The 12,482-nt window shown below is 62.5% G+C and carries 11 protein-coding genes; 7 read left to right on the top strand and 4 right to left on the bottom strand.

Annotated elements, in window-relative coordinates; all coding sequences use genetic code 11:
* Positions 1 to 47 precede the first annotated feature (47 nt).
* The 7 genes from KHO23_RS19840 to yacG all read left to right on the top strand — a co-directional run bounded on the left by KHO23_RS19840 (position 48) and on the right by yacG (position 6,806).
* The gene (locus KHO23_RS19840) at positions 48 to 1,352 is read left to right on the top strand and encodes an HlyC/CorC family transporter (RefSeq protein WP_211612963.1); all 1,305 of its coding nucleotides are present in this window, start codon (positions 48 to 50) and stop codon (positions 1,350 to 1,352) included.
* 130 nt (positions 1,353 to 1,482) lie between these two features.
* The gene (locus KHO23_RS19835; RefSeq protein WP_211612962.1) at positions 1,483 to 2,790 is read left to right on the top strand and encodes a GspE/PulE family protein; all 1,308 of its coding nucleotides are present in this window, start codon (positions 1,483 to 1,485) and stop codon (positions 2,788 to 2,790) included.
* Positions 2,787 to 4,016: a type II secretion system F family protein gene (locus KHO23_RS19830; RefSeq protein ID WP_211612961.1), complete on the top strand. Its 1,230-nt coding sequence runs from the start codon at positions 2,787 to 2,789 to the stop codon at positions 4,014 to 4,016. The genes KHO23_RS19835 and KHO23_RS19830 overlap by 4 nt, the downstream gene beginning before the upstream one ends.
* A 28-nt stretch (positions 4,017 to 4,044) precedes the next feature.
* The gene (locus tag KHO23_RS19825; RefSeq protein ID WP_211612960.1) at positions 4,045 to 4,986 is read left to right on the top strand and encodes a prepilin peptidase; all 942 of its coding nucleotides are present in this window, start codon (positions 4,045 to 4,047) and stop codon (positions 4,984 to 4,986) included.
* Between the two features lie 3 nt (positions 4,987 to 4,989).
* Positions 4,990 to 5,592, top strand: a complete 603-nt coding sequence (coaE, locus tag KHO23_RS19820; protein WP_211612959.1) for a dephospho-CoA kinase — start codon at positions 4,990 to 4,992, stop codon at positions 5,590 to 5,592.
* A gap of 152 nt (positions 5,593 to 5,744) precedes the next feature.
* Entirely contained in the window at positions 5,745 to 6,500 is a 756-nt protein-coding gene (gene zapD, locus KHO23_RS19815; protein ID WP_030100922.1) for a cell division protein ZapD, read from the top strand.
* A gap of 108 nt (positions 6,501 to 6,608) precedes the next feature.
* Positions 6,609 to 6,806 carry a DNA gyrase inhibitor YacG gene (gene yacG / locus KHO23_RS19810; RefSeq protein ID WP_211612958.1) on the top strand — a complete coding sequence of 66 codons (198 nt, stop codon included), beginning with the start codon at positions 6,609 to 6,611 and terminating at the stop codon, positions 6,804 to 6,806.
* A gap of 92 nt (positions 6,807 to 6,898) precedes the next feature.
* Here yacG and KHO23_RS19805 read toward each other — a convergent pair whose 3' ends face one another.
* The 4 genes from KHO23_RS19805 to secA all read right to left on the bottom strand — a co-directional run bounded on the left by KHO23_RS19805 (position 6,899) and on the right by secA (position 12,433).
* Positions 6,899 to 7,321: an NUDIX domain-containing protein gene (locus KHO23_RS19805; protein WP_211612957.1), complete on the bottom strand. Its 423-nt coding sequence runs from the start codon at positions 7,319 to 7,321 to the stop codon at positions 6,899 to 6,901.
* A complete protein-coding gene (locus KHO23_RS19800) occupies positions 7,318 to 8,187 on the bottom strand; it encodes an ATP-binding protein (RefSeq protein WP_211612956.1) in 870 nt (289 codons plus the stop codon). The genes KHO23_RS19805 and KHO23_RS19800 overlap by 4 nt, the downstream gene beginning before the upstream one ends.
* Before the next feature lie 42 nt (positions 8,188 to 8,229).
* The gene (argJ, locus tag KHO23_RS19795) at positions 8,230 to 9,471 is read right to left on the bottom strand and encodes a bifunctional glutamate N-acetyltransferase/amino-acid acetyltransferase ArgJ (RefSeq protein ID WP_211612955.1); all 1,242 of its coding nucleotides are present in this window, start codon (positions 9,469 to 9,471) and stop codon (positions 8,230 to 8,232) included.
* Positions 9,472 to 9,622: 151 nt separating this feature from the next.
* Positions 9,623 to 12,433 (bottom strand): preprotein translocase subunit SecA, encoded by a 2,811-nt coding sequence (gene secA, locus KHO23_RS19790; protein WP_211612954.1) that lies wholly within the window; start codon positions 12,431 to 12,433, stop codon positions 9,623 to 9,625.
* Positions 12,434 to 12,482: the final 49 nt, after the last annotated feature.

Genomic DNA, 12,482 nt, shown 5'->3' with positions numbered 1-12,482 from the left:
CCTGCTCTGCTATATTCTCTCCATCCCGTCCCCTACTTTCACAACGCGTGGAACAACTTCCCTTATGGGCGCAGATCGGCGCCGTCTTTCTGCTGCTTATCTGCTCCAGCTTCTTTTCGATTTCCGAAACGGCGATGATGGCGATCAACCGCCATCGCCTGAAACACCTCGCCAACCAGAACGCGCTCGGCGCGAAGACCACTCAGGGGCTGCTGGCGCATACCGACCAGCTGCTGAGCGTGGTCCTGATCGGCAACAATCTGTTCAACACGATCATCCCGGTACTCACCACCTCGATCGCGCTGCATACCTTCGGCCGTAACAACGTCGTGCTGTCGATCGCGACAGGTATCGTCGCGTTTCTGATCATCGTTTTCGCAGAAATCACGCCGAAGATTGTCGGCGCGACGTTCCCGGAGAAGATCGCGCTGCCGGCCAGCCTCTTGATCGCACCGATGATGCGAGTCGGCAAGCCGCTCGTCTGGTTCGTCAATCTGTTCGCGAACACGATCTTGCGCGTCCTGCATATCAATACCAAAGGCGCGCACGATCAGCGGCTTTCCACCGAAGAGTTGCGCACCATCGTGCTCGAATCGGGCAGCTTCATGCCGACCAAGCACCGCAGCATTCTGCTGAATCTGTTCGACCTCGAAAATATTTCCGTCGACGACGTGATGATCCCGCGCCGCCGCATTGAAGCGCTCGACTTCGACGCGCCGTTCGAACAGATCCTGCATCAGCTGGAAACCTGTTATCACAACAAGCTGATCGTCTATCAAGGCGACATCGACCGCGTGCTCGGCGTGCTGCACGTGCGCAAAACACTGGCTGCGCTGCACAACCAGGAGCTGGAGCGCGAGACGTTGCGAGAGTTGCTGGCCGAGCCGTATTTCGTGCCGACCGGTACGCCGGTGTTCCAGCAACTGCAGTACTTCCAGGAAAGCCGTCACCGCACGGCGCTAGTCGTGAACGAATACGGCGAATTGCAAGGGCTGGTCACGCCGGAAGACATCATCGAAGAGCTGATCGGTGAATTCACCACGTCGATTCCGCGTGGCGCCAATTCGCGCGGCGGCTGGAACGAGAAGGGAGAATGCATCGTCGCGGGCAGCATGCCGCTGCGCGAACTGAACCGCTGGCTGCATCTCGCGCTGCCGACCGACGGACCGAAAACGCTCAACGGGTTGATTCTCGAAATACTCGAAGAGATTCCCGATGGCGACGTGTGCGTGCAGATCGGCGAGGTGAAACTCGAAGTGATGCGCAGCGACGACCAGGCGATTCGCACTGTCAAACTGTTCAAACCGCCGACTCGCGCGGGCGCGAAAGCCGTCAAGACTGCGCGCGGCTAGGCCCTGCACGCCGAAGCATCGCACAAGGGCGCAGCGCGCGCCATTAGCCGATTGGCTGAATGGCGGTGTCGGCGCACTGACCGGATGATGGAACCGTCGTGTTCTACAGGCGGCTCATCACCGGTTTCTCATGCAAGATTCTTTTCAACGCGCGGCGTCGTTGCGGCCGGTCGCCGTCGACGGCGAAAGCTCGCCCAAACCGAGGCACAACGCCTTTACGGCCGACACCAGTGTCAGTGCCAACCTCAACTCGAGTCTGACCGATTCCGACAACACCCCGGCCGTACGCCTGCTGACCGACACGTTGCTGGAGGCAACCCGCCGCAATGCGTCGGACCTGCACATCGAACCGGAGGAGCATGGCTGGCGCGTGCGTTTGCGCATCGACGGCGTACTGCATGAAATTCCTCGGCCCCCCGCACATCTGCGCGACGCATTCATCACGCGCGTGAAGGTGCTGGCGCGCATGGATATCGCCGAGCGGCGCGTGCCGCAAGACGGCCGGCTGCGAATTGCGACGTCGCCCGGCCGTGTCGAAGACTATCGCGTCAACTCGCTGCCTACCCTGTTCGGCGAGAAGCTGGTCTTGCGCAGGCTCGACGCGTTGCCCACCGATCTTTCTCTCGACTCGCTCGGCCTGGATCCACAACAGCGTGTTGCAGTCAATGCCGCGATTCGTGCGCCGCACGGCCTGGTGCTGGTCACCGGGCCCACCGGTAGCGGCAAGACGCTATCGCTGTACTGCTTCCTTCACATGCTCAACGACGAGGCGCGCAATCTGTGCTCGGTGGAAGATCCCGCGGAAATTCAATTGGCGGGGATCAACCAGGTGAGTGTGCGCGAAAAGGCCGGCCTGACCTTCGCCGTGGCGCTGCGTGCATTTCTCCGTCAGGACCCCGATGTGATCATGGTTGGCGAAATCCGCGACGACGAGACCGCCGACGTTGCCGTTAAAGCCGCGCAAACAGGCCACCTCGTCCTTTCGACTTTACACACGAACGACGCACCTGCCGCCGTCGCGCGCCTGATCGATATCGGCGTGGAGCCGTACAACCTCGCCGCCGCGCTAAGGATGGTGACGGCACAACGGCTGGTGCGGCGGCTCTGCGTGGCATGCCGCGCACCAGCGCCCCAATCGGCGGCAGCGCTGCGAGCAGCAGGCTTTGCCGACGCTCACCTCCGCGGCTGGCATCCATTCGGCGCCACCGGATGTGCAGCGTGCCACGGCATCGGCTACCGCGGGCGCGTCGGGGTTCACCAGGTGATGCCCGTCTCCGATGCGATGCGCGAGTTGATCGTGGCACGCACAGGCACCCATGAACTGGCCCGGCTCGCGCAAACTGAACAGGTCGCCACCTTGCGCGATGCGGCCTTGGCGCGTGTGCGCGACGGCACGACGAGCCTTGCCGAAGCGCTTGCCGCAACCGAGGTCACATGAACCCCTCCACACCGCCTCAATCAGCAGCAACCGATTTGCGCTTCAGATGGCGCGGCGTCGACGTCGACGGCGTGCTTAAGAAAGGCGCGCTCATCGCGCCGGATCCCGGCGCCGCGCGAGCAATCCTCAAGCGCGACAATCTGTTCATCATCGAACTGGCGTCCCGCGGGCCGGCGCCACGCCCCAAAACCCGCACCATCGACGTGACGATATTCACCCGCCAGCTTGCCAGTCTGCTGCGCGCCGGCTTGCCGCTTGCACCCGCGCTCGATCTTCTCGCTCAAGCGCAGAGTTCGCGCCGACCCGGCATGCCGCGAATCGTCGGCGTGCTGGCGCGTGATATCACCAGCGGCCTGCGTTTTTCGGCGGCATTGCAGCGGCATCCTGCGCAATTCAATGCGCTGTACTGCCAGCTCGTCGAGGTTGGCGAAGCGGCCGGCGCATTGCCGACGGTCCTCGCCCGACTCGCCGACGACCGCGAACGCGCCGCTGCGCAGCGTGCCAAGGTGCGCGCAGCGCTGACCTATCCAGTCGCGATCCTGTTGCTTGCGATTGCCATTACCGCGGCATTGCTGATCTGGGTTGTCCCCACTTTCAAACAGATTTTCGACGGCTTCGGGGCGAAGCTGCCCGCACCGACGCGGTTCGTACTGGCTTTGTCCGCCGGAGCCGCGCAATGGAGCATTCCTCTGGCTGTAATGACCTTCTCAGCGAGCTCGGCTGTGACATTTCTGCTACGACGTTCCGAAGCAGCGCGCATCCGGTTCGCGCGTATATCGCTGACAATGCCGGTCGCCGGTCCATTGCTGCGCACCTTATGCGCGGCGCGTTGGAGCCGCGCGCTCGGCACCTTGCTGTCGGCAGGCACACCGCTCGCGGACGCGTTCGATTCACTGACCCACGCCACTGGCAACGCTTTCTTCGACCGCGCCACCGTGGAGATTGCCACCCGGCTGCGGCGTGGCGAGCGGCTCGCCGCAGCAATGCGCGCCGCGCACTGTTTTCCACCCGAGGTCGTCCAGCCGGTTGCCGTTGCCGAGGAGTCCGGCGCGCTCGACGCGATGCTGATCGACATAGCGTCGCTCGCCGATCGTCAGGTAGACGAAAAGATCGGCACGCTCTCGAGCTTGTGCGAGCCGCTTGTCATCATCGTGCTGGGCACGCTGGTCGGCGGCCTGGTGATCGCGATGTATCTTCCCATTATTCAACTCGGCAACGTGGTGTAGCATCGCAGCCGAATCTCACCCTTTAACTATGCAGGCCACCATTCCGCTCGTGTCAGATACCTCCTCCAGCCTGCTGTCGGGTCTGCTGCCCGGCCACGTCGAAACCGGTCTTGGGCTCGCGTTCGGCAGCTTGCCCGGCAGCCTGCAGATCGCATTCGCGGTTGTTTTCGGCCTGGTGATCGGCAGCTTCCTGAACGTGGTCGTGCATCGCGTGCCGATCATGCTGGAACGTGCGTGGCGTGAGGAGGTCAGCGAGGCCACCGAACAACCGCTTGAAAACGACGGCTTGCCCGCCCGCTACAACCTGTGGGCGCCGCGTAGCGCCTGCCCTCACTGCGGCCACGTGCTGAGCGCGTGGGAAAACCTGCCGGTGCTGAGCTATCTGCTCCTGCGCGGCCGCTGCTCCGCGTGCAAGACACGTATCAGCGTGCGCTACCCGCTGCTCGAAATCGCCAGCGCCGCCTTTGCGGCAGGGGCGCTCGCGCTGTACGGGCCGACCGGCATGGCCCTCGCCGCCTTCGGACTATGCGCCGCACTGCTCGCCATGAGCGCGATCGACATCGACACCCATCTGCTGCCCGACTCCATGACGCTGCCGCTCCTGTGGGCCGGCCTGATCGTGAACTTCAACGGCATGTTCGCGAGCCTCCACGATGCCGTGCTGGGCGCCATCTTCGGCTATCTGGTGCTGTGGGCCGTACATTGGCTGTTCCGGCTGGTACGCGGCATTGAAGGCATGGGTTATGGCGATTTCAAACTGCTGGCCGCGCTCGGCGCATGGCTCGGCTGGGCGGCACTACCGCAGATCGTACTGATCGCAGCGGTCGCCGGCGCGGTGGTCGGTCTCCTGGCGACGTGGCGCGGCCGCATGCGCTTCGAAGAGCCGCTGCCGTTCGGGCCATTCCTCGCAGCGGGCGGTGCTGTTACGCTATTTCTCGGCACACCGCTGTATCTGGCGTTGGGAGGCTGAAGCATGTTTGCTGTGGGATTGACCGGTGGCATCGGCAGCGGCAAATCGACCGTGGCCGACCTGTTCGCCGCGCGCGGTGTGCCGCTTGTCGACACGGACCTGATTGCGCACCGCATCACAGCGCCGCATGGCATTGCGATGCCGCAGATCGCCGCGGAGTTCGGTGATTCGTTCGTTGCGGCAGACGGCTCGCTCGACCGCGTCCGCATGCGCACGCTGGTGTTCAGCGACGACGGCGCGCGCAAACGCCTCGAAAGCATCACGCATCCACTGATTCGTGCGGAGACAGAGCGAGAGCAGCGTGAGGCGCACGGGCCGTACGTCATCATCGTGGTACCGCTGCTGGTGGAGTCGGGTAGCTGGAAAACGCGCGTGAATCGTGTGCTGACGGTCGATTGCAGCGTCGAGACACAAATTTCGCGCGTGATGAGTCGCAACGGGTTCAGCCGCGAACAGGTGCTGGCAATCATCGCCCGTCAGGCGACGCGTGAAGCCCGCCTCGCCGCAGCCGACGACGTCATCGACAACGACAACGCGCCGCTCGAAGCGCTCACGGCGCAAGTCGATGCGCAACATCGTGCCTATCTGTCGCTAGCGGGCACATGAGAATCCGCGGACCGAAGCACGCGCAAAAACCGCTCGAAACACGTGAAAAAAGTTGCAAAAGTGCCCTGAAAAAGTGCGTGATTGCTAGGGTAGTCTCACGGCATTAGAATGTTCTGCATTCCCGTCACCGACCACGCCCGAGGCGAGCCCGCTTGATCCTTTACGAGTATCCCTTCAACGAGCGAATCCGGACGCTATTGCGCCTCGAAGATCTGTTCGAGCGCTTCACGTTCTTCCTGACCCAGGAAGACGCCAGGGAACATCACGTCGCACTGACCACGTTGTTCGAAATCTCTGAGGTTGCGGGTCGCGCGGATCTGAAGTCCGACCTGATGAAGGAGCTCGAGCGCCAAAGGCAAACACTGGCGCCGTTCCGGGGCAATCCGGGTATCGAGCAGAACGCGCTGGAGGCGGTGCTGGGAGAAATCGAGCAAACCTTGTCGGGGCTTTCACAGATGCAGGGCAAGACCGGCCAGCATCTGGCCGACAACGAGTGGCTCGCCAGTATCCGCAGCCGCGCGATCATCCCGGGCGGCACCTGCAAGTTCGATTTGCCTTCGTACTACGCATGGCAGCAGATTCATCCCGATCAGCGCCGGCAGGACATCGCCAAATGGGTCACACCGCTATTGCCGTTGCGCGATGCGGCAACGATCGTGCTGCGCCTCGCGCGCGAATCGGGCCAGGCGTCCAAGGTCATGGCAATGCAGGGCAGCTATCAGCAAATGCTGTCAGGCCGTTCATACCAGTTGATGCAGGTACGGGTGGCGCCTGAATTGCGGGTAATTCCAGAGGCCAGCGCTAACAAGTACATGCTCTGGGTGCGATTCACGGTGCAGGACGGCGATCTGCGTCCGCGCGCGGTGGATGTCGACGTACCGTTCCAACTTACGTTGTGCAGCCTGTAAGAGCCACCTCACAGTCGTAGAACTGAAGCACGGGGCAACGCCTTTAAAGCGGCGAAAAATGCCCCTATATTCATTACTTGTTCCGTTTCCGATCGCCTGCCTGACCGTATGCCTACCGTCGTCAAATGCCCCACTTGCGGCAAGGATGTCCGCTGGACCCCTGAAAACCGCTTCCGCCCGTTCTGCTCCGATCGCTGTAAGCAGATCGACCTCGGCGCCTGGGCCGCTGAGAAGTACAAGATAGGCGGCACTGATCAGGAAACGCCGTCGGATGAATCGCCTGGAGAGGATTACAACCCGCATTGAATGCGGCGGCTGCAGACGCACGCAGCAGTGCGCCGCAGTCGCGCGGGACGACGCTGCTCACGCAGCACCGTCGGCAACCGCGCACCATTTTTCTAATTTTTCTCAGCCGCGAGCCATTCCAGCACGGGGATGGTCGCCGGCAACAACGGCGAGACATCCGCCGGCAGCGTCTGCCAGACAAATGCCTGGCCTTCGCGGCCATGCGGCTCGCCGGCCCACTCCGTCACCTTGCAGAAGAACAGCCGCACATAGGCATGTGGGTAATCGTGCTCGAGCGTGTGCCAAAGATGGCTCGACTTGACGTCGATACCCAGTTCCTCGTGCAACTCACGGGCTAGTGCGGCCTCGACCGACTCGCCCGCTTCCAGCTTGCCGCCCGGAAACTCCCAGTACCCTTCGTAGGGCTTGCCGGCCGGGCGCTGCGCCAGCAGATAGTGTCCGTCCGGTTGAATCAGCACGCCGACGGCCACCTCGGTCACCGGGCGGCCAGCCGTGTTCTTCAGCGCGTCGCTCATGCCGGGGCCTTCCGGCCAGACCAGTCGCGAGCGAATTGCCACGCGACGCGTCCCGAACGCGAACCGCGCTCCAACGCCCACACCAGCGCATCACCACGCGCCGCTTCGACTTCCGCGTCGTCGCAGCCGAAATAGCGCAGCCAGTGGCCGATGATCGACAGGTAGTCGTCCTGCTTGAACGGGTAGAAGCTGACCCATAGCCCGAAGCGCTCGGACAGTGAGATCTTTTCTTCGACCAGTTCGCCCGGATGAATCTCGCCGTCGGAAGTGTGCTTGTACGTCTCGTTGTCGCTCATGTATTCGGGCAACAGATGGCGACGATTCGACGTTGCGTAAATCAACACGTTGTCTGACTGCGCCGCGATCGAGCCATCCAGCGCGACCTTCAGCGCCTTATAGCCCGACTCGCCGTCTTCGAACGAGAGGTCGTCGCAGAACACCACAAAGCGCTCCGGCCGTTGCGCGATCAGATCGACGATGTCGCCCAGATCGTGCAAATCGTCTTTGTCCACTTCGATCAGACGCAGGCCGTCTTTCGCATAGGCGTTCAGGCAAGCCTTGATCAGCGACGACTTGCCCGTGCCGCGCGCGCCCGTCAGCAACACGTTGTTGGCCGGCTGCTTATGCACGAACTGGCGCGTGTTCTGCTCGATCAACCCTTTCTGGCGATCGATGTTTTGCAGGTCGTCGAGCGTGATCGACGAAATGGCGTGCACTGGCTGCAGATAGCCGCGCCCCTGCCGCTTGCGCCAGCGAAAGGCAACCGCCGCCGACCAGTCGATCACCGGTTCGGCGGGCGGAAGCATTGCTTCGAGGCGGACGAGGACGGCTTCGGCCCGGGTCAAAAACTGTTCGAGTTTATCCATGGCGGTGAAATAAGCGGCCAAAGCGCCGCGTAATGAACCTGGTTACGAACGATAGTCGGCGTTGATGCTCACGTAGTCGTGCGACAGATCGCAAGTCCAGATCGTGGCTTGCGCATTGCCGCGGCCGAGCACGACACGAATGCCGATCTCGCTCTTTTTCATGACGCGCTGGCCGTCTTCCTCACGATAGGCCGGATTGCGGCCGCCGGAAGTGGCAACCAGCACGTCGTCCAGATACAGGTCGATCTTGCCGACGTCGAGATCGTCCACGCCGGCATAGCCAATGGCCGCGAGAATGCGGCCGAGATTCGGGTCCGATGCATAGAAGGCCGTCTTCACGAGGGGCGAGTGGCCGATCGCGTAGGCGATCTGGCGGCATTCGCCGACGCTCGAGCCGCCTTCGACATGCACGGTCATGAATTTGGTCGCGCCTTCGCCGTCGCGCACGATCAATTGCGCCAGGCTTTGTGCGACTTCGGTCACTGCGTCGCGCAGCGCTGTGTAAGCGGGCGAATCGGTGGACGTGATCGCCGGCAGGCTCGATTTGCCCGACGCGATCAGGATGAAAGAATCGTTGGTCGACGTATCGCCATCGATCGTGATGCAGTTGAACGAACGGTCCGCCACGTGCTTGACCAGCGCGTCGAGCACGGGCTGTGCGACGGCGGCGTCGAACGCGAGGAAACCGAGCATGGTCGCCATGTTCGGCTTGATCATGCCGGCGCCCTTGCTGATGCCGGTGAGCGTGACCGTATGACCGTCGATCGTCACCTGGCGCGAGGCGGCTTTCGGCAGCGTGTCCGTGGTCATGATCGCCTGGGCGGCGTCATACCAGTTCGCTTCCTTGCGGTTCGCCAGCGCGGCCGGCAGACCCGCCTTCAGACGATCGACCGGCAGCGGTTCCAGAATCACGCCCGTTGAAAACGGCAGAACTTGCTCCGGCGCGATGTCCGCGAGGCGCGCGAGTTCCGCGCAGGTTTCGCGAGCTGCAACGAGGCCCGGTTCGCCGGTGCCCGCGTTCGCATTACCGGTGTTGATCACGAGCGCGCGAATCGGCTTGCCGCCCGCACGCACGCGCTCCAGATTCTCACGGCACACCGTGACGGGTGCGGCGCAAAAGCGGTTCTGCGTGAACACGCCGCCTACCGTCGCGCCAACGCCGACGGAAATAACCAGCACGTCCTTGCGGTTCGGTTTGCGGATATTCGCCTCCGCCCAGCCCAGCGTGACGCCGGCGACAGGGTGAAGTTGAGCGGGATCGATCGAGGGGAAATTGACAGCCATGGTCGCGACCTGTCGAAGAAAATGCCGGCAGGCGCCGGCATCGATGGAAACGGAAACGGATGGTTCGAGCGCGTTGCCGAACCACCGCGAAATCACCAGCAAAGCACTGTGTAAAGCGAAGCGGCGCGCTTAAAGCGCGCCGCTTTCGTCATTATGCAATCCTACCGTGACACTGCTTGTACTTCTTGCCGCTGCCGCACGGGCACGGGTCGTTGCGGCCGACCTTCGGCACGCTGTCCGCGCTCACGTCCGACGCGACGGCGTGCGACGAGCCATGGCTCATCGCCTCGCCGATCATGGCGGCGGTGGCCGCTTCCGCCGCGGCAGGCGCTGCTGCTGCCGCTTCGGCGAATTCGGCGTGACGGAACTCGACGTTTTCGAGGTGGCTGCCTTGCTCTTCGTACTGCTCGGCGGCCTGTTCCAGCTGTTCCGGCGACTGGATCTGCACATTCATCACCACGCGGGTGACTTCGAGCTTCACGGCGTCGAGCATCGCAGCGAACAGCTCGAACGCCTCGCGCTTGTATTCCTGCTTCGGATTCTTCTGCGCGTAACCGCGCAGATGGATACCCTGGCGCAGGTGATCGAGCGCGGCCAGATGTTCGCGCCAGCTGCGGTCCAGCGTTTGCAGCATGATCGAGCGTTCGAACGCGCTGAACGATTCGCGGCCGACCTGTTCGACCTTCGATTCATACGCTTCGTCCCCGGCGGCTTCTACCGCTTCGAGAATCTCGTCCGCGCTGATCGAGTTCGACTCGTTGATCATTTCCTGAACCGCGAGGTCGAGCTGCCATTCGTTGCGCAGCACTTCTTCCAGTTCAGGGACGTCCCACTGCTCTTCAATGCTGCCGGCCGGCACGAACTGGTGAACGATATCGGCGATCACGCCATGGCGCATGGCGCCAATGGTTTCAGTGATGTCGTTCGCTTCGAGCAATTCATTGCGCTGCTGGTAGATCACCTTGCGCTGATCGTTCGACACATCGTCGTATTCGAGCAATTGCTTGCGAACGTCGAAGTTGCGCGCTTCAACCTTGCGCTGCGCCGATTCGATCGAACGCGACACGATGCCCGCCTCGATCGCCTCGCCTTCCGGCATTTTCAGGCGGTCCATGATCGCGCGCACGCGATCGCCCGCGAAAATGCGCAGCAGCGGATCTTCCAGCGACAGATAGAAGCGCGACGAACCCGGGTCGCCCTGACGGCCGGCACGGCCGCGCAACTGGTTGTCGATCCGGCGCGATTCATGACGTTCGGTGCCGATGATGTGCAGGCCGCCCGCGGCCTTCACCTGATCGTGCAGGGCTTGCCATTCGTCGTGCAGCTTCTGGATGCGACGCTGCTTGTCGTCCTCAGCGAGCGTTTCGTCCTGCTCGATGAACGACGCCTGCTTCTCAGCGTTGCCGCCGAGCACGATATCGGTACCGCGACCGGCCATGTTCGTGGCGATCGTGACACGCTGGGGACGGCCGGCTTCGGCGACGATCTCGGCTTCACGCGCGTGCTGCTTGGCGTTCAGCACTTCGTGCGGCAACCCGGCCTGCTTCAGCAGATGCGACAGCAGTTCCGAGTTTTCGATCGACGTCGTGCCGACCAGTACCGGCTGACCCCGCTCATGGCAATCGCGGATGTCGCGGATCACCGCGTCATAACGCTCCTTGGCGGTCTTGTAGATCTGATCCTGCTTGTCGATCCGCTTCGGCGGACGGTTGGTCGGGATCACGACCGTTTCGAGACCGTAAATCTCGTTGAATTCGTACGCTTCGGTATCGGCCGTACCGGTCATGCCGGACAGCTTCGCGTACATACGGAAGTAGTTCTGGAACGTGATCGATGCGAGCGTCTGGTTCTCGCTCTGGATCTTGACGTGTTCCTTCGCCTCAACCGCCTGGTGCAAGCCATCCGACCAGCGGCGGCCCGACATCAGACGGCCGGTGAATTCGTCGACGATCACGACTTCGCCGTTCTGCACGACGTAGTGCTGATCCTTGAAGAACAGCGTGTGTGCGCGCAGCGCGGCGTACACGTGGTGCATCAGCGTGATGTTCTGCGGCGCGTACAGGCTTTCGCCGTCGCCGATCAGGCCCCATTCGGCGAGCAGACGCTCGGCCTTTTCGTGACCCGATTCCGTCAGGAAGACCTGACGGCCCTTCTCGTCGAGCGTGTAGTCGCCCGGTTTTTCGACGCCGGTGCCGTCTGCCTTCTCTTCGCCGATCTGGCGTTCGAGCAGCGGTGGCAGTGCATTCATCCGCACGTAGAGTTCGGTGTGATCTTCAGCCTGGCCGGAGATGATCAGCGGCGTGCGGGCTTCGTCGATCAGGATCGAGTCGACCTCGTCGACCACCGCGAAATTCAGGGCTCGCTGCACGCGCGCGTCGGTCTCGTAGACCATGTTGTCGCGCAGGTAGTCGAAGCCGAATTCGTTGTTGGTGCCGTAAGTGATGTCAGCGGCGTACGCTTCCTGCTTCGTGTCATGATCCATCTGCGACAGATTGATGCCGACCGACAGACCGAGAAAGTTGTACAGACGCGCCATCCATTCGGCGTCGCGCTGGGCGAGATAGTCATTGACCGTGACGACGTGCACGCCGCGGCCTGACAGTGCATTCAGGTACACCGGCAGCGTAGCGACGAGGGTCTTGCCTTCGCCGGTGCGCATTTCGCCGATCTTGCCGTAATGCAGGACCATGCCGCCAATCAGCTGCACGTCGAAGTGGCGCATTTTCAGCGTCCGCTTGCTGGCCTCGCGGCATACCGCGAAGGCCTCCGGCAGGAGCTTGTCGAGCGACTCGCCACTCGCGACGCGCTGGCGGAATTCACCCGTTTTGGCGCGCAGTTGGTCGTCCGTCAATTGCTCGATCTGCGGCTCGAGCGCATTGATCGCCGTGACGGTCTTTTGATATTGCTTGACTAGCCGCTGGTTGCGGCTGCCAAAAATCTTCTGTAGAAAACCGGTGGTCATCGGATCGGTGTCTGCGTCGCGGCTTCGGCTGGTTCGCGCGTGCGGTTCT

The sequence above is a fragment of the Paraburkholderia haematera genome (assembly GCF_905220975.1).
GTDB classification, from domain to species: Bacteria; Pseudomonadota; Gammaproteobacteria; order Burkholderiales; family Burkholderiaceae; genus Paraburkholderia; species Paraburkholderia haematera.
This window is presented reverse-complemented; position numbering and strand designations above follow the sequence as displayed.

Bases quoted from the DNA above. Each gene is read 5' to 3' on its own strand.
- secA (WP_211612954.1), bottom strand. From the start codon at position 12,433: ATGACCACCGGTTTTCTACAGAAGATTTTTGGCAGCCGCAACCAGCGG.
- KHO23_RS19805 (WP_211612957.1), bottom strand. From the start codon at position 7,321: ATGAGCGACGCGCTGAAGAACACGGCTGGCCGCCCGGTGACCGAGGTG.
- yacG (WP_211612958.1), top strand. From the start codon at position 6,609: ATGCCTACCGTCGTCAAATGCCCCACTTGCGGCAAGGATGTCCGCTGG.
- KHO23_RS19835 (WP_211612962.1), top strand. From the start codon at position 1,483: ATGCAAGATTCTTTTCAACGCGCGGCGTCGTTGCGGCCGGTCGCCGTC.
- coaE (WP_211612959.1), top strand. From the start codon at position 4,990: ATGTTTGCTGTGGGATTGACCGGTGGCATCGGCAGCGGCAAATCGACC.
- KHO23_RS19825 (WP_211612960.1), top strand. From the start codon at position 4,045: ATGCAGGCCACCATTCCGCTCGTGTCAGATACCTCCTCCAGCCTGCTG.
- argJ (WP_211612955.1), bottom strand. From the start codon at position 9,471: ATGGCTGTCAATTTCCCCTCGATCGATCCCGCTCAACTTCACCCTGTC.
- KHO23_RS19830 (WP_211612961.1), top strand. From the start codon at position 2,787: ATGAACCCCTCCACACCGCCTCAATCAGCAGCAACCGATTTGCGCTTC.
- KHO23_RS19800 (WP_211612956.1), bottom strand. From the start codon at position 8,187: ATGGATAAACTCGAACAGTTTTTGACCCGGGCCGAAGCCGTCCTCGTC.